The sequence below is a fragment of the Hassallia byssoidea VB512170 genome (assembly GCF_000817785.2).
GTDB lineage: Bacteria > Cyanobacteriota > Cyanobacteriia > Cyanobacteriales > Nostocaceae > Hassallia > Hassallia carrinoi.
Window position 1 is genome coordinate 1 of sequence record NZ_JTCM02000022.1, and the last position, 19,248, is coordinate 19,248.

Genomic DNA, 19,248 nt, shown 5'->3' on the forward strand with positions numbered 1-19,248 from the left:
CGTAAAGATTGTCCATGTTCTTTTTGACTAGCTCACTCATGCGATCGCAATATTTGGCTTCGTCTTTTTCTGGGTATTCAGTAAATAGTTTCATTTTTTCAAAGGTAGGATTAATTAATCGATTGAGTTTATTCCAAGCTGCGATCGCGGCAGCCTATTTAAAAGGTCTCATCGACAGTTGGCTCTTGGTAGACAAGACCTCGCTTCTGATGGCGATACTCAGCTACAACCGGGTAAATAACGCTGCGTAGACGATTAAGCGCACCGATCGGACGATGGACTGCCAGACCGTTCCAGGGAGAAAATTGCAGGTTTTCACAGAAATCGTATTGTTTTTCAAAATCAACGATCTGATGCTTGACGGTGAGACGACCTACTGTGAAGAAAGGTGATTCTCTTTCCTGCCAGACAATGGTGGCATCATCAATTGACATCTTCGAGCTAGTTTGGAACTGGATGCCAAAGTCCCAACAGTATTGGGCATCAGGTTTCTCCAAGGCTTGGATTAGCTCATTGCGGTAATAATTGTCTGGTTGAGTACCATCTAAACCTAGTGCTTTAGCGCGATCGCCAAAGGGAAGTTTAGGAATCCCCGGTCGGGACCAGAATGAAATCCTGTCGTGCGCTGGTGCGGCTGAAACTGGAGTAAAGGCATATTTTATCGCAGCAGGATATTCGACAGGAACTAAATCAGTCTGCGAAACATCAAAATTAGGGTTGAGACCCAAAGCAAAAGCTGAACCGCTCCAATATCGTTCTGTTAGCAAACTCTTCGGAGTCCGGCTTGTAATTTTGAGAAGTGCTAAGAACTGCTGAGGATGTTGTAGGAGCCACTTTTTTGCTGCCTCTTGTGATTTAGCAGCAGTACTAAAAAAGCCGTAATAGTCTTTAATGCTTTTGATGAAAAATATCTCTGCATTTTGAGCTATAATGTCCTGGGTTTTCGACTCATGACTTTGATCAAGCCGTTCTCCTTCAACCTCCATCACTTTCAGCGTCATTGAGCGCGTGTCTGAGACGTAATCATCTTTTACTTCGGTGCGCCCGTTAGCAAATCTCAGCCACACAGGATATTGTTTGGGTGAGGAGAGCAAGCCTTGCTTAAGCTCAACAGCATTAAGCTGTGAAGAAGTCAATGAAATACGTTTGTTCAATTCACGTTTAATCGCTTCCTGATCAAAGTCAAAAATTTCCAGAGTTCCTTTAACACCAGCGTGAGTTTTGGCGTGGGTATCTCGCAGCGCCCGCTCTTTGTCCTTAAACAGCTCGTCCATGCGGTTCTTGACTTGCTCGACCAGGCGATCGTAGTATTTGCGTTCATCCTGTTCGGGATATTCCGTAAATAACTTCTTGCTCATACCCACCCCCTAATTCATGAATTTTATTAAACAGGTTGCCAATCCTGGCGATAAAAGGAAACTCGATACGTTTTACCTTCAGGAATATTACGATGCACCACTTGTGAAAGGGTCTTGGTATTCTGAATTTCTTCCCAACCTACTGGTGAAAAAGTTTCTGGATTGAAGACACTTTCTGCTAGCAAAGGATTGGTAAACGCCTGAGAAAAAGCATCAATTCCTATCAGTCGTCCGACTAAAGGTGGTAAGGCTGAATTTGGTCGTAAATCTTCTGCGTAGAGTCCTACATACAACTCAATATTATCTACATGACCATACAATCGTTGCAGTTCTTTTTGGACTTTTTCATCGCTACTAATCTGATTGAATTCAGTTACGCGGGGATACTTGCATAATTCTCGATAATCGTTATAGCTTCTTAATTTTGCCTCACGACCCATGCGAATACTAGCTATTTCCGTGGGAATTAGAAATTCAGGTGTATTGAATAAACTCAGTTGCGCTGCGGGTTGGGAACAGCTTTCTTCAAAGATGGCTCCTAATCCCTTGTTGATAATCATGTCGTTGTTCCACATCGAGGCAGGCATGGGAAGCTTTTGCCCGTTGTACATTAAAGTATCGGGTAGCATACTATGCCAACGATAAACTAAACTAAATTCCACCGACATCCAATTATGGCGATACCACTTTTCATCAGTAAATGCGAGGGGATCGGTGAAAAATTGAAAGTGATAGGGAGTTATGTGGTTGATGTAATCTTCTAAAACAATCTTGAGAAATTCAGCCATGACAACATTTCTTGCCGTTTGGAAAAGGCGTTCATCATCCCAAGCCGGATAATTTTTTGCCAAAAGATCGCATACGCGATTATGTTCCCTTAAGGAAAGAACATTCAGCATGACATAGCCGATTTGCACGTTTGCTCGTTCTATTTCTAACCCCATCGCAAACAGCTTGTGTTTCTTTTCTGGAGGGAACGTTTCTGCTTTTGGGGTGTCGTCGGTGTAAAGATGGGGCAACCCGTTAAATTCTTCTTTGGGTTTTCCGTCTTCGTCATAATAAAACAGAGGATATTCTTCCCCATTAAGAATTTGGCTTTTTAGCTTACCGCCTTTATACGATCGCAGCAAATGTGTAATCTTGGGATTTAACCCATAGACATTGCACATATCGATGTGGTGGTTGGAACTATTCTTGCGGGGATCGAAGCGATCGGTTCTTAGAAAGCTATCTGTAAACCATTGAACAAAATAGGGGAAAATTAGAGAGGATTTAGGTGAGTATTTCGTTTCCCCGATTTTACGATACAAAATCTCCAAATCTTGAATCGGCGGCAGATTTTTCTCAAACTTTTCAGCAGGTGTTAAATTAATACCGATATAGTTTTCATTAGTCAAGGGTTTCCAATCTAGAGGTGGTAGTTGGAGTCCTGAATATGTTCGATCGATCAACGAATCCCAGGATGTATAGGGAGACATTGTACTAAACGGATATGGACGAGTCGGAATTTTTAATATGGCATTGTTAGTGAGAGTTTTGTTTACTTTTCTAGCGAGACCTGGGTTGCTTTGAATAAACTTCCAAATTGGTTTAAAGCCAGTTAAAACAGCAGTCTCAAGTTTGTTTTTTAACCCATCTCTTGATGTGTCTCTTTTTGCGGTCATAATTTCTCCTTTAGAATCGCTTGTTGACTTAATCGCTTGCTTCTGTTTCAAAATAAGGGTTATTTCTGCTGATGGTTTTGGCAAGACTAAAACATCAGTAGGAGCGCTAAAGCAGGCGCTCCTGGAAACAACATTATTAAGAGATTATTTCAGTTTGTCGATAATATGAAGTAGATTCTTGGGTCGATAGTCGTTGCGACTTTTCAAACGGTTAACCGCGCTTTCATGAAGGTCTTCAATAACATCGCCGACTTCACGCAACTTGATTCCTGCCAATTTAAAGAATCCAACATCGTTATTAAAGTCACATTCATAATTGGGGTTAATACCTGTCGGAATCACACTTGGATCTAAGTCAAGCCCCAATTTTAGAACACCGATGGAATCAATCATCCACTGTAAGGCAGCATCTGATAAGCCGCTATGTTCTTCGGTTCCACCACCAACGCAACCATGCGAACCTGGAAACCATTTTTGAATCACTCGCTGGTTTTCAGCTTCCGGATGCTTTTTCATGGGAGTTACATCAAATACTTCGCGCATTTCGTCGATCGCCACAGCGTGCAATGCATTCTCAACACATTTGTTTAAAGTAGTGTCATGGAATCTATACCGCTTATTCAACTGTTCGTGTAACTTGCTGAAGGCGGGTATTCCAGGAATACCAAGGGCACCGACGGTATCAAAACAACCAAGCAAGGTGATAGGGACGCGCTCTCCGTAGTCTTTACGGTATTTACTTGCGTCCTCATCTCTGGGTTTAATACCTCGGTTACGGTAAAGCTCGTAAGCTTCGTGTGCTTTGGTGACATGGGGACGGTCTAAAAGACCGGAGCAATAAATCATCCCCGCTAGACTCCTAACTGTGTAAGCACCGCGACTGAAGCCGAACAGATAGATTTCGTCACCAGGAACATAGTTGAGACTAAGAAATCGGTAGCCATCTTCTATATTTCTATCGATTCCTAGTCCGGTAGCTCCACCTAAAACCTTTTGACTCTCGGTTCCAATGCCCTCGTCATAAAATATGATCTGTGTAACCCCGTCATGGGCGATCGGTTTGACAGATTGAGCCAGCTTAACTATATTGCTTGGGTAAGGACTCGTTAACTGTTGCCAGGTTCCATCACAGCAAACTACAATACGTTTCATAGTTGTATTTCAAAACCTTTGAGTAATCAAATCAACTTTTTATCAAATGTGGGTTCGGCATAGAGCCAGAGCCAATGCATTTTATATCTCAACATATGTCTACTTTGATGAATGTTAAGCGCAAAAATTGCTTTAAATTAACATCGGCATTCTCTCACTTTCCTAATCAGAATGCAAGGATTGTTAAAATAGTTGACGAGGAAATTTATTAAATCTTAATATCAAATAAGGAACTTCCAAACAAGAAAATTAATGAACAATAATGATAATCATTAATATCGAGGTTTGGACTCTTGATTTTTTTTCCTTAATTTATTCTTTGGAAGTCCCTTATCGTTGAAGCGAGGGATAACCCCGAATCTTAATAAAACAGTGGTGTAAAGGTGCCATCTATGGCTTAATTTGTTTAGATACAAATTTTACCTTTATCAAGGTAATTACAATGACAAACACACCTCCCGATCCTCGGTCATCTCAAAGAAATGCCCTCGGCTTTGATGAATTCATTGCTATTCTGGTTGCCTTTGCGACTATTGGGGCAGTTCTGTTTTGGGCATTTTCCCGCAGAGATTCTGGCTGGAACTTTAACGTTTTGCCGTCACCCTCCCCGACAGCTTCTGTCGCAGTTCCTCCAGCGACTCAGATACAACCAAATGCAAACTCGAATTTAAATACTGTACCGCCGTCGGCTCCACCTGCTACTGTAGATCAACCTACTTTAGTAAATCCGTCTCCATCTCCAGGAGCGATTCCGACGCTGATTTTGCCATTTCCGGTTGCTCCAGCTGCACCACCACAGGTGCAATTGTCACCTTCTCCTAACATTCAAGAACCATTTCGCGTGGTGACTCCTTCTGAGCAAAAGTCTACAATTCCACCGCCAATTGCATTTAACGATGTGCCTAATGACTTCTGGGCAAGCCGGTTTATTAATGTTCTTTCTTCTCGTAGGATTATTAAGGGCTTTCCTGATTATTCTTTTAGACCAAATCAGCCTGTAACTCGTGCTGAATTTGCGGCGATACTAGAAGAAGCTTTCAATAATAAGCTTGCCACGAACGCGATCGCTTTTGACGATATCCCAGAAAATTACTGGGCAAATCCAGCAATTAAGCAAGCTATCAACACCGGATTTCTCAAAGGTTATCCTGACAAAACCTTCAAACCAAACCAAAGAATTCCGCGAGTGCAAGTTTTAGTTGCCCTTGTCAGTGGATTAAATTTGAAAGAACCTACTTCTGCCGATAAGACTTTAAGCGTCTTCAAAGATGCCAAAGAGATTCCTAACTACGCCATTGGCAAGACAGCGGCTGCTACAGCGAATAATCTTGTGGTAAACTATCCAGATCCAAACACTTTTGCTCCCAACAGAGAAGCTACCCGTGGTGAGGTAGCAGCGATGGTTCATCAAGCTTTAGTGCGAACCGGAAGGCTGCAACCAATTCAATCGGAAAATATTGTGCGTTCGCCACAATAAGTTTTGTAATGCGAGCGATCGGCTAAACGATAAAATATGTTCTCTTTGGTGTTTGATAAGAGAAGGATAAAGTATATAAAAATTTATACATTATCCTTCATCCTTTATTCGGTAAAACATGTCAAAAATTGAACATATTGTAGAGACGTTCCATTGGAACGTCTCTACGATTCATTCGGTGGTTATGCAATGCCCAATTTTTAATCGTCTTTGCCGACAACTTGTGATTTGAGCGTTGTGATTTCACTAGTTAACTCTTCACGAGTTGAGGCTTTGAGTAAATAGCGGTAAACAAACCAGGCAGAGTATCCAATACCAATCAACTCAAAGGTAGGTGCTACTAAAGGAATATCATTCAAAGCATCCAATACTGCCAAGAGTACCTTGACGCTGACAATCGCTCCCAAAATTAAACCAATGCTAACTAGCGGCTGTTTATACTCATTGAAGAAGTTTCCCAGGTATTCGGGCAGTGTCGCCAAAAATCGCGAAACTTGCTCTCCGTATTGTCGCAATTGATCCTGAGTTTCCACCGGAGGCTGGATTTTGGTTATGGTTCCTGTTTGATTGTTGATATCTGTCATAGTTGCTTCTGGGGACTTGGTTTCCTTGTATTCCGGTTCTTGCATTTGGGCTTCCATAATTTTTACAGTTGAGTGACTCTCATCCGGACAGTTACAACCAATCAGCACGACTGATTATAGAGTACAAAAAAGTTTCGGTTTGCTATCACCATAGTTGCGTCTTTCTACTACTTCATCGACTACAAGGTAGAAACCCAGTAGGAGGATATAAGTTAGAAAGCAGCTTTGCGCTCGTTCAAAGTGAGGATTCATTCGTTGGTTTCACTCTTCTCCAACTCGAATTTATTTGAAGGCAGTTATCCAACCGAAGTGTAAGTTAAGAGCGATCGCCCTCAAATCAGTACAAATCATGCCAAAATCAGTCCACCTCTTACTTATACAAGTCTAAACGCCGATTTTACATGATTTTAAAGCTAGTCGTAGCTGCGATCGTCAATTAACTCATTAGTATTAAGATTCAGGCGTCATAAAAATTTTATATATTAACATAATCTTGACTTTTTGACGATTACGTAGTATGCGCTTCAGCGCTTTCAAAACCTGAGTCTATTCGACTCAATCAAGAATAAACATATCCCTGACATCTTTTTCGTATCAATTACAGCAAAAAAAACAGGCGGCTTTAAGGATAATCCTTGCAAATAGCAAGTAGAGACGTTCCACCGGAACGTCTCTACCCCTAAAAACCGCCAGCCAGTATTTTATTTTGAAATGCCAGCCAAATTCAACTTAGCGCCAATCGGGAATCTGTGCATCTTCGCCCCCGATACCGATGCCTGTATAAAATATGTCAGCATCAGCGATATTTAGATCGTTCATTGATGCCTGATACACATTAGAATCATGGATTGTCGCCTTAGTCAAATTTGCCGCATTCAGATTAGCTTGCTTAAAATTGACATTGGTAAGATAAGCCGAACTTAAGTTAGCACCACCCAAATTGGCACTAGTTAAATCAGCACCTTCAAGATTTGCACCTTTGAGGTTGGCACCTTCAAGATTTGCTTCTCTCAAGTCAGCACCAATTAAATGAGCACCACTGAGGTTGGCTCCTGATAGATTGCACTTAACACATTCCCCAGTTGTCAGTAGTTTTTGTAAATCCTGCGGATTTTTAGCGTTAACTACATTCGCAAAAAATAGGGGACTAGCCAAGATTAAAGCTGCTAATAGCTTTTTCATAATTCTTCCTCTTTGCAACATCAGTTGCATCCGTTCTGTTCCTCACGATTTCTATTATCTCACTAAATTCCTTAAGGATACAGATTGACTACACAATTAATTTGTGATATGTATCTGCTTTTGTAATCATACAGATTCAATAGATAAAATTTTGATAAATACTGTTGCTTTTTCAGTTCCGGATGATTAGCGAACCTCAGTAAATTTATTTTGTTAAATATTTTTAAGATTATAAATTATTCGACATAATTTATCTGGAAATATTCATGAGTATTTATTCCTAAGTAAATAGGCAGCCCATCAACTTAGTTTATGGTATGAATAAATTTAGGTAGAGAGAAGATAATTCTCTTCTACCAAAAGAAATCATCAGTTTATTTGTTCTTTAATATACAAAAAATCTCGCATATACTGATTAACTAACTGAGGCTGCTCTTGCTGCACCCAATGACTACAATTGGGAATGTATTTGATTTGAAAGTCTCTCACATAAGCTTCTGTTCCATAAGTTAGTTCTTTACCCAGCGCGGTGTCTTTTTCTCCCCAAATCATTAAAGTTGGCACTTCTAAAATACCCCAATTTTGTCCTATCAATCTTTGTTGAAAAACGTTGCGGTAATAGTTTAACATTGCTGTTAAAGCACCGCGTTTGCCTGCGGCATCTTTGTAAGCGTCAATATCAGCTTTGGTGAAAGCACTTTTATTAATTGCCATACCTTTAAAAGCCATTTCAACTGGTTGATAATCTCCGCTTTGAATTAATAATTCCGGTATTAAAGGCAATTGGAAAAAGAAGACATAAGAACTACGTAGCAACTGTTGAGGAGTGCGGAAACCTTGAGCAAATTTGGCGGGGTGAGGCAGATTGAGTATTATTAATCGCTCAACCATTGCCGGATAATCGTAAGCGAAATTCCAGGCGATCGCACCTCCCCAATCATGTCCGACTAAAACACACTTTTCATATCCCAATCCTTGAATTACTCCTTTGATATCTTTGACAAATTCATCCATGACATAAGCTGATTGCTCTTTTGGTTTGTCGCTATCATTGTAGCCGCGCAAATCAAGGGCAACTACTTTATAATATGCAGCAAATTCAGGTATTTGATGCCGCCAAGAATACCAAAATTCTGGAAATCCATGCAACATTAACATCAAGGGACCTTCCCCTTGAGTGACATAGTGTAGTTTAATTCCGTTAGTCGTGATGTATTCGTGCTGCCAAGAATCTTTGATTACAGACATAATTAATTGAGGTGAAAGAAAATACTGGCTGATAAAGTAACAGATGTTTGAATGATAGTTTTGTATTGTGTGTTATCACCTCTATTTAAAGACAGTATTCTTAAAGGAAGATTTTAGTATTAGCATGAGAAAATTCGCCCAAAGATAGATGCAAATCATAGGTAGAACTTGGTACAAACATAAACAGAATTCTCCCCAACTACCATGACACAACAGCTGACACACCATACTTCAATGTGGGTCGAGCGACTGGCGCGATTTGGCTATGCATCAAAAGGAGTAGTTTACGGTACTGTTGGGCTACTAGCAGCGCAGACAGCTTTTGGCACTGGTGGTAGAACAACTGATACTCAAGGCGCTCTTCAGACAATTGTCAATCAGCCATTCGGTAAATTTTTGCTTTTCTTAGTTGCGATCGGCTTGATTGGTTTTGTAATTTGGCGTTTTGTACAGGCAATTAAAGACCCAGAAAACAAAGGCACTGATGCCAAAGGTTTGGCACAGCGAATTGGTTACGCAGCTAATGGTTTGATTTATGCTTCTTTAGCTTTAACCGCTGTAAAAATTATCCTCGGTTCGGGCAGTGGTGGTAATAGTAATTCCACCGAAGATTGGACAGGGCGTTTACTTTCTCAACCCTTTGGTCAATGGTTAGTTGGAACTGCGGGGGCATTTGTAATCGGTTTAGGTTTTTATCAGTTTTATATAGCTTTTAGCGGCAAATTTCGTAAAGAACTTAATTTAACTGAGTTAAGCAATAAAGAACGCCAGTGGGTGATGGCAATTTGCAGATTTGGTTTAGCGGCACGGGGTATAGTATTCTGCATTATCGGTTGGTTTTTAATTAGTGCCGCAAGGCAGTCTGACGCTAGTGCGGCAGGAGGTTTAGATGAGGCGTTACAAACGCTAGCGCAACAACCATACGGACCCTGGCTTTTGGGTATTGTGGCGTTGGGCTTGGTAGCTTATGGTATTTATATGGTGATACAGGCGCGGTATCGTCAATTAATCACGCCTTAAAAGGGAGGGGGAAAGGGGAGGCAGTGCGTTGCGGGGGTTCCCCCCGTTGTAGCACCTGCCGTGAAAGGGGAAAGGGGCGAAGTCTTCCCTAGACAAATGTGGACAGCCTTGTTTTGTAGATCCTCGATCCTCCACGAATATTTTTGATGAAGGCTGTCCACATTTGTCGTGGGTTATTGCAGGGGAAGAAAAATATAATACATGTATTTAAATAACTCTTTATTTCCATGCCTTTTCCCTTTCCCCTTTTCCCCTCTTAAAAAAGCCCTTTACCTCTCTTGTTAAAAGGTGCAGTGTCACAAATTTTGGTGTTTCAGAAATGACAATAATTGAAACGCGGGGCGTTTGGCTTACTACTACTGGTAGTAAGGTTTTCAAGTCAAGGGAACGCATTGCTGAAGCGATGCATTTCCTCGCCCAGACAGGATTTAATGTAGTATTTCCGGTGGTTTGGACTAAGGCGCTAACGCTGTATCCTAGTAAAGTGATGCAGCAAACTTTTGGGGTGGAAATTGATCCGCTTTTTGTTGGTCGCGATCCTTTAGCAGAAGCGATCGCAGAAGCACATCAAGTAGGGCTAAAAGTCATTCCTTGGTTTGAATACGGCTTTGCCAGTTCCTACAATTTGAATGGGGGGATGTTGCTGGAGAAAAAACCTGAATGGGCTGCACGCGATCGCGATGGCAATTTAGTCAATAAAAACGGCTTTGAGTGGCTGAATTCCCTTGACCCCCAAGTGCAAAATTTTATGTTGAACTTGGTGCTAGAAGTTGTCAAGAATTATGATGTTGATGGTATTCAAGGAGATGATCGCCTGCCTGCTTTGCCTTCTGAAGGAGGTTACGACCAATTAACTGTAAAACGCTATCAGCAGCAATTTAGGAAAAATCCGCCACGAAACTCTCAGGATAAGCAATGGTTGCAATGGCGAGCAAATATTCTCACCGACTTTTTAGCGCGTCTTTATCAACAAGTCAAAGCGGTAAATCCCAACCTTTTAGTATCAATGGCTCCGAATATTCATGATTGGGCATTAAAGGAATATCTGCAAGACTCTCCCAAATGGCTAGAACAAAAAATAGTAGATACAATCCACCCGCAAATTTATCGCCGTGATTTCCTAAGTTATAAATCTATTATCGACCAGTTGGTAAAAAAGCAATTTGCAGTGATGTCACCGAGGTTAGCACCGGGGATTCTGATGAAGCTGGGAAACTACTCAATCAGTCCAGAATATCTGATGCAGGCAATCGAGTACAATCGCGATCGCGGTATTTCTGGAGAGGTATTCTTTTTTTACGAAGGTTTGCGAGACAATAATAACGCCCTCGCTAAGGTATTACAAAATAATGCTTATACTAAAACTGCCTCATTTCCCTCTTTGTCGGATTTGAGTAACGTTGCTGTTAGCAACAGCAAGCCATCTTCAAATTGGCTGGGTTTGCTGAAGTTTTGGAGAAATATTTCGTACTGACGGCTTCAGCCGTCCTAACTTTGAATAATCTATAGGGCTGAAGCCATAACTACCAAACATCTGCCGATTACTTGAAATTTGATGCTATCACTTTATCGGCAGTCAAGTTAAATTTGTCTTGGTATTTAAACAAATACGTTACTGTATCAGTTTCCTGAATTTTTCCGTTTTGAAGGATTTTTACATTCCCAGTCAAAACAACTTTGCGTTCTTTAGGGAATACTTCAGCTTTATCTGCTGTGGCATTAATCTTCGCTGCTTTGAAATCGAACTTAACATTACCTTGCCAAATATACACATCCGCAACTGGCTGAGTTGATTGGTTGATAGGTGTCGTCGCTGATGGCTGTGTGTCTGGCTGTTGAGCGCCAACACTGTTTATGATTAGAGAAAGTGAAGTTACAGTGGTTAAACTTGCTGGCAGTAAGAAAGACAAAACAATACGCCGAATAGATAGGGAAGTCATAATTTAATCTTGCTGGAAAACGCTGTTTTTTTCGTTTGTCTGCTGTGAATTTATCACATATCGGTAATTATATAAATGGAACTAAAGTTACATGTATAAAATATTTTTATGATTAGCTATATTATCATTATATTTACAGGGTTAGTTTTTATCGTTTTTGTAGGTGATGTGAGCAAATTTAGAGGGCGATCGCATGAAAGATCAATATAAAATGCAAGAAGTAATCAAAACTCTCAAACACGATTTACCAACGCTTTTTCAGCAGGATATTTCCTACGACATATATAGCCAGGATATCTATTTTCGCGACCCGGTAAATAAATTTAAAGGCAAATTCAACTATCGGATAATCTTTTGGACTTTGCGATTTCACGCTAAATTATTTTTTACGCAGATTTATTTCGACGTGCATGACGTGCATCAAGAAGCTGAAGATACTATTTTAGCAAAGTGGACGGTTCGCGGTATTTTGCGTGTTCCTTGGAAAGCGCGTATACTTTTTAATGGCTACTCTACTTACAAACTAAACTCAGATAATCTCATATATGAGCATATCGACACCTGGGATCGCAAGCCCAGTGAGATTTTGAGCCAGTTTATCCGCAAAGGAGGAGACGGCAAACCTTAGATTTTCATCTAATTAGTTAACTTTTGCGTACTTTCAGGTTTTCGGCAAAATATATATCTTAAGATTTTCTTTAGATTCTCGTGAGCAGTGTTATGCTTATACCAGAGAACAAGCTGTAGCAGTGGGGATATATCCGATGAACTCTTCGACATTACGTCAGATTTGGCTTGTGATTGAGGAAACCCAGACCAATATTCTTTTGGGATTCAATGATGCGGAACTAATTCAGCAGTTACTAAGGGAGTTGGAAAACAAGAAATTCCTTACCAGTGAAGAAACCAGCGCCATAAGTGCTTATATTAGTTCTAGAGTTCCGTTAATTCGTGATTTAGCTTTAGCACGCATGGCATAGGATGATTTGCTGTGTTGAGTTAAAAGGCGATCGCACAGGTTGTGTTCATCTTCTAGTCTTGAAGATTGTGATAGGGTGCTGACAAAAGCTTGATGATAACTTAATACACATCATCAGTCGTAAAAAGCTACGAAAATGCAAAGAACACGCTGATTGCTGTGAAGCACTGGATGACCGGTACGGAATTGCCAGTAAAGCAAACTGGAGAAATTTGGTAGAAGTTCAAACAGTTTATCCTCAAGCGGAAGCAGTAAGCAACTTTACAATATTAAAGTCAATAAATATCGTTTAATCGTTAGTATTAATTATGAGAAGCAGGTCATATACATTAAATATGTCTTGACTCATGCGGAATATGACAAAGACAACTGGAAAAATGACCCTTACTATTAACCCAGAACTTTATAGTCAATTACTATCTAAATATCAGCCTAGGATTATTAAGACAGAAGCGGAAAACGATAAATTCTTAGAGGTTGTTGAAGAACTACTATCTCGTCCTAATATCACTCCTGAAGAAGATACTTTGTTGGAATTATTTGTCAAACTGATTGAGGATTTTGAAGATAAGCATTATCAACTTAATACTTCTACACCACATTCAAGACTTCTTCATTTGATGGAAGCTAGAGTGTCATCAGCTGATTTAGGAGAAGTTTTTGGTTCGAGTGAGATTGTTGCTAAGGTTATTAATAGTGAATTAGAAATCACTTTAGAACAAGCCAAGGCTTTGGGAGAGTTTTTTCACGTTGATGCGAGGCAAGTTTATTTTAGATTAAAAGTCGTAGGCTGATGTTACAGTGGCGATCGCTTTAAAAGCTGTACATAACCATATATTTCACCTGTTAAACCTTCAAGTTCATGTTCTATAATCCTCCCGTCCAAGTTTACTTGTCCATCAGCGTGGATTGGTTGACCATCAGTAGTAGCATAGATGCTTTCAAATCTGTTAAAAGTTAGATTTATAAGTTGTAATTTAGGTGTAATATAAATAACTGCGTTAAGTTTTGTACTTAAAAAGGCAGTGAGGATGGCGAAAGATAGTCTAAAAGTTAGTTTAGATGCGCTAATACCAAGAGAAGCATTTGAAATTCAAGATCAGCAAGGTCAAAATATAGGTAGAAATGTTCCGATGATATCTGTTCGGGATTTAGAAAAAAACTCTTTTTTCTATCCGTTTTTGCGTAAACCTGATTTTCAAAGAGAAACTAATGAGTGGGAAGCTGATAAAATTTGTGGATTTATAGAAAGTTTTTTAGATGGGGATTTAATACCATCTGTTATTCTTTGGAGAAGTTCTAGTAGTTATTATTTTGTTATTGATGGCTCCCATCGACTTAGTTCTTTAATAGCCTGGATAAATGATGACTATGGTGATGGTAAGATTTCTAGAGAATTTTATGATGGAGATATTACAGAAGAGCAGAAAAATGCTTCTCAAGAAGTGAAGAAATTAATCAAGGAAAAAATAGGCTCTTACAAAGATTACCAATCATTAACACAGCAGCAAAAACAAGTAGATCAAAAAATTCTTGACAGAGCAAGAAATTTAGGAGCTTTAGGAATCCAGCTTCAGTGGGTTGAAGGTGATTCAGCCAAAGCGGAAGCATCTTTTTTCAAAATTAACCAAAAAGCAGCACCAATTGGCGAAACTGAGATGCGTTTGTTGCAAGCTCGAAAGACACCTAATGGTGTTGCCGCTCGTGCGATTATGAGAAGTGGTACAGGTCATAAATATTGGTCAGATTTCTCGCCAGAAAAACAGAATGAAATTGAAACAATAGCTCAAGAACTGCATCAACTTATTTTTGAACCAAAATTAAAAAATCCGATCAAAACTCTAGATGTACCAATAGTAGGAAATTTATCAACTTCAGAAAAACTTGAAGTTATATTAGAGTTTGTTAATATGGTTAATGATATAGAAAAAGATGATCAATTAGGAGACGATCCAACCGGAGACAAAACCGTAGAACTGTTAAGGAATTGCAAAAAAGTAATCCAAAGGATAAATAGTAGTCATCCTTCATCTCTTGGTCTGCATCCAATAATATATTTTTACAATAACGCTGGTAAGCCGAAAATTGGTTCATTTTACGGCATTGTTACCTTAATGCTACATTTAGAAAAAACTAAATCTTTTTCTAAATTTACAAAAGTCCGAAAAGATTTTGAGTGGGTGATTTGGCAAGATGACATGGTTCCACAAATTGTCACTAAAACTACTGCGGTTAAGGCAAGAGAAAAGGTCAAAGATTTTTTTATGATAATTGTTGAAAAATTGTCTCAAGGAACAGATAAGAAAAATGTTATTAAAGAGATAATTGCTGAAAAAGATAAAAGTTTTGGCACTTTAAAAACTAAAGCCAGAAGTAATACAAGCGATACCCCAGGCAAAGAATTCTCACGAGAAACAAAAGCAGCAGCTTTTATCAGAGATGCTTTACCTGGTTCTCCACGATGTAAAATCTGTAATGGCTATCTCCCCAGTGGCATTAACTCTATAGATCACATTAAAAGAAAAGCAGATGGTGGCTTAGGTACTTTAGATAATGCACAGTTAACTCACCCATATTGCAATACAACATTCAAGAATTAAATATTCCCAAGCCAGCCATGAAATTAAATGTAAATGTCAGGTGCGTTACGTTTCACTAACCTACCTTACTTGCTGGATACTGTTGCAAAACTTGCTGCAAATATTGCCCAGTATAAGACTTCGGATTCTTCGCTACTTCCTCTGGTGTCCCCGCTGCAATAATTTCTCCTCCTTTATCACCACCTTCGGGACCCAAATCTATCAACCAGTCAGAACAACGAATCACATCTAAATTGTGTTCAATCACTAAAATTGAATTTCCTTTATCCACCAAACGTTGCAACACATCTAACAATTTGTGGACATCGTAAAAAGATAAACCTGTAGTCGGTTCATCGATTAAATAAAGCGTCTTTCCTGTAGCGCGACGTGATAATTCAGTGGCTAATTTCACCCGTTGCGCTTCTCCACCAGATAAAGTTGTCGCAGGTTGTCCCAATTGAATGTAACCCAGTCCGACATCAACCAAAGTTTGCAAGCGCGTAAAAGCTTTGGGAATATTTTGGAAAAAGTCTAAACTTTCCTCAACTGTCATATTGAGAACATCAGAAATAGACTTATCTTTGTACTTTACTTGCAAAGTTTCCCGATTATATCTTGCACCTTTACAAACTTCGCATTGCACATAAACATCTGGCAAAAAGTTCATTTCAATGACGTTCACACCCTGTCCGCTACAAGCTTCACAACGTCCACCTTTAACGTTGAAAGAAAATTGTCCGGGTTTGTAACCTCTCGCTTTAGCTTCTACTGTTTGCGAAAATACTTCGCGAATAACATCAAAAACCCCTGTGTAAGTTGCAGGGTTAGAACGCGGTGTGCGTCCAATTGGTGATTGGTCAATTACAATTGCTTTATCAACAGCATTTAATCCCTTAATTCCTTGTAAGTGTTTGGGTAAAGGAACTTTCTTTGTAAGTTGATGTTGCAATGCTGGATAAAGTAATTCATTAATTAAAGTAGATTTTCCCGAACCAGAAACACCAGTAACAGCGACAAGTTTACCTAAAGGAATTTCTACATCGATATTTTTTAAGTTGTTGCGATGGGCATTTTCAATTATCAAACTTCGCCCATTTCCTTCGCGTCTTTCTCCTGGAGTTTGAATTACTCGCCGTCCCGATAAATATGCACCCGTTAAGGATTTTTCTGCTGTTAATAACGTTTGTAAATCACCTTGAGCAATTATATATCCGCCATGAATTCCTGCACCGGGACCAATATCAACAATGTGGTTAGCTGCACGAATTGTTTCTTCATCATGCTCAACTACAATTAACGTATTACCCAAATCGCGTAATTTAGTTAAAGTTCGCAGCAAGCGTCCGTTATCTCTTTGATGCAAACCGATACTTGGTTCATCTAAAACGTAGAGAACTCCTGTTAAGCCAGAACCAATTTGAGTTGCTAAACGAATTCGTTGCGCTTCTCCACCGGAAAGTGTCATTGCTGGACGGTCAAGGGTGAGATAATCTAATCCGACATCAAGCAAAAATTGCAATCTTGATTTAATTTCTCGCAGTACTAAATCAGCGATTTGCAACTGGCGATCGCTCAATTTTAATTCATCAACTTTCTGGCGACAATCGCGAATCGATACACCACTTAAATCTAACATGCGATACTGTCCCAACCGCACTGCTAAAGCTTCCGGTTTTAACCTTTTCCCCCCGCAAACTTCGCACGGCTGATCTACTAAATACTGCTCTAATTTCTGCTTAATTAATTCCGAACCACCTTCATACTGTCGCTGTAAAATCGGAATTGCCCCTTTGTAACTGTGCTTATTTTGTTCTGCGGTTTCTTCTCCAAACAAAATAACTTGACGCTGTTCATGTGTTAACTTATACCAGTTATTTTGCAGTTCAAAATCATAAGCTTGCCCAACTTTATATAATAACTCCAAATAATAGGAATTATCCTTCTCTGACCAAGGTGCGATCGCTGCATATACAGGTGCTTCTGGATCGGGTACTACCAAATCAGGGGAAAATCTTTTTAAACTTCCTAATCCATGACAGTGAGGACAAGCACCATAAGGTGAGTTAAACGAAAACAATCGCGGTGATAATTCCTCCATTACTGCCCCATGTTCCGGACAAGCAAAATTTTCCGAAAATACTAGTTCTTGTTCGCTTGCTTGTTCGCTGTCAGAAGATGGAGTAACGATTATGTTAGCAATACCACTTGATTGTTTTAAGCACGTAGAAAGAGAATCTACCAAACGCTCTTGTATACCGTCTTTTTTCACAAGGCGGTCAATCACCACTTCAATGGTGTGGGTAAAATTCTTATCTAAGTCAATCGAATCAGATAGTTCTCGCACTTCCCCATCAACGCGGATGCGGACAAAACCTTGAGAGGCAAGACTTGATAATAGCTTTTTATGCGTGCCTTTTTTACCCCGGACAACCGGCGCGAGGATTTGGAAGCGTGTACGGTCTGGAAGATCCATAATGCGATCAACCATCTCGTCGATAGTTTGCGGTGCAATACAGCGATCGCATATCGGACAATGCGGTTCACCAGCACGTCCAAACAATAAACGCAAGTAATCGTAAATTTCTGTTACAGTTCCAACCGTGGAGCGCGGGTTATGAGAAGTTGATTTTTGGTCGATGGAAATCGCCGGACTCAAACCTTCAATTGCTTCGACATCCGGTTTATCTAATTGTCCCAAAAATTGCCGTGCGTAAGCGCTGAGAGATTCGACGTAGCGGCGCTGTCCTTCGGCGAAAATGGTATCAAATGCCAAGGAAGATTTACCAGAACCAGAAACCCCGGTAAAGACAATCAGGCGATCGCGTGGCAATTCTAAATCAATATTTTTCAGATTATGCTGCCTCGCACCCCGAATCCGAATCGTATTCTGGCTGTTGGGGTTGGGGTGAGGAAGATGACCATTTAGTGATGATGCAAGCATTTGGTCTGACATATCGGCAGGCTGAATAAATAGAGGCAGCGCGTTAAGTCCTTAATAATACTACCTTTACTACTGTCTTAGTAGAACAGTCGTACTGCTGTCTTATTGGTTATCATGTCTCTTGATAAGCGGATTCATGGCGATCGCTATCTAGTTATAATAAGTTGCAATGCCAGATTGTTACCCGCCGACATTAAAACAATCGCAAAAAGTAGTTTATTATGCAAGCGTTTGCAGCCACTCATGAAATTACTTGGGAAAAGCTACCAGATGATTTTGTTTTAGACGACGAGCCAGTGGACAATATTAATCAGCCACTTCTAGCTGCCGCTTTAACAGAAAGCTTGGAACTTGCCGGAAAACTGCCCACAAATGCCTTAACCACAAGTAACTACGGCATTTGTGCCACCTTGAATAATAAAATAGTTGTCAAAGCACCGGATTGGGGCTACGTGCCATCGATTCGAGTGTCGCGAGAAGAAGTTAAGCGTAGCTATACTCCACAACTTCAAGGCGATATTCCCGCGATTGTAATGGAATTTCTCTCGGATACCGAAGGTGGAGAATATTCTAGCAAACCAACTTATCCGCCTGGTAAATGGTTTTATTACGAGCAAGTTTTAAAAGTTCCTAACTATACGATTTTTGAGCCAGAAGCAGGAACGTTAGAAGTTTATCAGCTAGATAATTCCGGGCATTATCAATTGCAACCACCAAATGAGAATAATCGTTACTGGATTGCTGAAATAAATTTGTTTTTGGGCATCTGGCAAGGAAGCCGAGAAAACCGTACAGGCTATTGGTTGCGTTGGTGGGATGAAGACGGAGAATTATTACTGTGGGGTTTGGAGTTAGCAGTGAAAGAACGGCAAGAGAAAGACGCAGCTCAACAACAAGCAGAACAAGAACGCCAGCGTGCAGAAAGATTGGCAGAACAATTAAGAGCGCTGGGAGTAGAACCGGAAATTTAAGATAGGAAAAAACAGTAGAGACGTTCCGGCGGAACGTCTCTACTATGATGTTTTTCAATGGCTCAGGTGTGACTCGAACACACGACCTCAGGCTTATGAGTCCCACGCTCTAACCAACTGAGCTACTGAGCCATATTTTCTCAATGCCTT

Annotated in this window: 16 protein-coding genes, 1 tRNA gene and 1 pseudogene; 9 read left to right on the forward strand and 9 right to left on the reverse strand. The window is 40.1% G+C overall.

Annotation, left to right across the window (positions count from 1 at the left end; all coding sequences use genetic code 11):
- Window positions 1-158: 158 nt before the first annotated feature.
- From PI95_RS12390 to PI95_RS12400, 3 genes are all read right to left on the reverse strand, one after another.
- The gene (locus PI95_RS12390) at window positions 159-1,358 is read right to left on the reverse strand and encodes a catalase family protein (protein ID WP_039741873.1); all 1,200 of its coding nucleotides are present in this window, start codon (window positions 1,356-1,358) and stop codon (window positions 159-161) included.
- Window positions 1,359-1,384: 26 nt separating this feature from the next.
- The gene (locus PI95_RS12395; protein WP_039743881.1) at window positions 1,385-3,022 is read right to left on the reverse strand and encodes a peroxidase family protein; all 1,638 of its coding nucleotides are present in this window, start codon (window positions 3,020-3,022) and stop codon (window positions 1,385-1,387) included.
- A gap of 144 nt (window positions 3,023-3,166) precedes the next feature.
- Window positions 3,167-4,174 carry a T6SS phospholipase effector Tle1-like catalytic domain-containing protein gene (locus PI95_RS12400; RefSeq protein WP_039741876.1) on the reverse strand — a complete coding sequence of 336 codons (1,008 nt, stop codon included), beginning with the start codon at window positions 4,172-4,174 and terminating at the stop codon, window positions 3,167-3,169.
- Window positions 4,175-4,616: 442 nt separating this feature from the next.
- Here PI95_RS12400 and PI95_RS12405 point away from each other — a divergent pair, with 442 nt between their 5' ends.
- The gene (locus PI95_RS12405) at window positions 4,617-5,651 is read left to right on the forward strand and encodes an S-layer homology domain-containing protein (RefSeq protein WP_039741878.1); all 1,035 of its coding nucleotides are present in this window, start codon (window positions 4,617-4,619) and stop codon (window positions 5,649-5,651) included.
- A 200-nt stretch (window positions 5,652-5,851) separates the two neighbouring features.
- Here PI95_RS12405 and PI95_RS12410 read toward each other — a convergent pair whose 3' ends face one another.
- The 3 genes from PI95_RS12410 to PI95_RS12420 form a co-directional block, all read right to left on the reverse strand.
- Window positions 5,852-6,292, reverse strand: a complete 441-nt coding sequence (locus PI95_RS12410; protein ID WP_039741881.1) for a CAAD domain-containing protein — start codon at window positions 6,290-6,292, stop codon at window positions 5,852-5,854.
- A gap of 672 nt (window positions 6,293-6,964) precedes the next feature.
- Complete coding sequence (locus tag PI95_RS12415) at window positions 6,965-7,420, reverse strand: pentapeptide repeat-containing protein (protein WP_163518844.1); 456 nt, start codon at window positions 7,418-7,420, stop codon at window positions 6,965-6,967.
- Between the two features lie 366 nt (window positions 7,421-7,786).
- On the reverse strand, window positions 7,787-8,665 hold the full coding sequence (locus PI95_RS12420; protein WP_039741888.1) for an alpha/beta fold hydrolase: 879 nt from the start codon (window positions 8,663-8,665) through the stop codon (window positions 7,787-7,789).
- A gap of 204 nt (window positions 8,666-8,869) precedes the next feature.
- Between PI95_RS12420 and PI95_RS12425 the strand changes: the two genes are divergently transcribed.
- Window positions 8,870-9,685, forward strand: a complete 816-nt coding sequence (locus PI95_RS12425) for a DUF1206 domain-containing protein (RefSeq protein ID WP_039741890.1) — start codon at window positions 8,870-8,872, stop codon at window positions 9,683-9,685.
- Between the two features lie 319 nt (window positions 9,686-10,004).
- A complete protein-coding gene (locus tag PI95_RS12430; RefSeq protein WP_039741894.1) occupies window positions 10,005-11,159 on the forward strand; it encodes a glycoside hydrolase family 10-like protein in 1,155 nt (384 codons plus the stop codon).
- Between the two features lie 67 nt (window positions 11,160-11,226).
- Here PI95_RS12430 and PI95_RS12435 read toward each other — a convergent pair whose 3' ends face one another.
- Window positions 11,227-11,625 carry an LptA/OstA family protein gene (locus PI95_RS12435; RefSeq protein ID WP_039741896.1) on the reverse strand — a complete coding sequence of 133 codons (399 nt, stop codon included), beginning with the start codon at window positions 11,623-11,625 and terminating at the stop codon, window positions 11,227-11,229.
- A 193-nt stretch (window positions 11,626-11,818) separates the two neighbouring features.
- On the opposite strand from PI95_RS12435, the gene PI95_RS12440 reads away from it, so the two are divergent.
- The 5 genes and pseudogenes from PI95_RS12440 (at window position 11,819) to PI95_RS12460 (ending at window position 15,204) form a co-directional block, all read left to right on the forward strand.
- Window positions 11,819-12,253: a C6orf136 family protein gene (locus tag PI95_RS12440; RefSeq protein WP_039741899.1), complete on the forward strand. Its 435-nt coding sequence runs from the start codon at window positions 11,819-11,821 to the stop codon at window positions 12,251-12,253.
- Between the two features lie 136 nt (window positions 12,254-12,389).
- Window positions 12,390-12,605 (forward strand): hypothetical protein, encoded by a 216-nt coding sequence (locus PI95_RS12445; protein ID WP_039741901.1) that lies wholly within the window; start codon window positions 12,390-12,392, stop codon window positions 12,603-12,605.
- Window positions 12,606-12,708: 103 nt separating this feature from the next.
- A pseudogene (locus PI95_RS12450) lies at window positions 12,709-12,998 on the forward strand (type II toxin-antitoxin system HigB family toxin).
- On the forward strand, window positions 12,961-13,398 hold the full coding sequence (locus PI95_RS12455) for a helix-turn-helix domain-containing protein (protein ID WP_236117045.1): 438 nt from the start codon (window positions 12,961-12,963) through the stop codon (window positions 13,396-13,398). Before PI95_RS12450 ends, PI95_RS12455 begins: the two are co-directional and overlap by 38 nt.
- 237 nt (window positions 13,399-13,635) lie before the next feature.
- The gene (locus PI95_RS12460) at window positions 13,636-15,204 is read left to right on the forward strand and encodes an HNH endonuclease family protein (protein WP_039741903.1); all 1,569 of its coding nucleotides are present in this window, start codon (window positions 13,636-13,638) and stop codon (window positions 15,202-15,204) included.
- A gap of 55 nt (window positions 15,205-15,259) precedes the next feature.
- Here PI95_RS12460 and uvrA read toward each other — a convergent pair whose 3' ends face one another.
- Window positions 15,260-18,139, reverse strand: coding sequence for an excinuclease ABC subunit UvrA (gene uvrA / locus PI95_RS12465; RefSeq protein WP_039741905.1), 2,880 nt, complete (start codon window positions 18,137-18,139; stop codon window positions 15,260-15,262).
- A 209-nt stretch (window positions 18,140-18,348) separates the two neighbouring features.
- On the opposite strand from uvrA, the gene PI95_RS12470 reads away from it, so the two are divergent.
- Complete coding sequence (locus tag PI95_RS12470; protein ID WP_039741909.1) at window positions 18,349-19,098, forward strand: Uma2 family endonuclease; 750 nt, start codon at window positions 18,349-18,351, stop codon at window positions 19,096-19,098.
- 58 nt (window positions 19,099-19,156) lie between these two features.
- Here the strand turns inward: PI95_RS12470 and PI95_RS12475 are convergent.
- A tRNA-Met gene (locus PI95_RS12475) sits at window positions 19,157-19,230 on the reverse strand.
- Window positions 19,231-19,248: the final 18 nt, after the last annotated feature.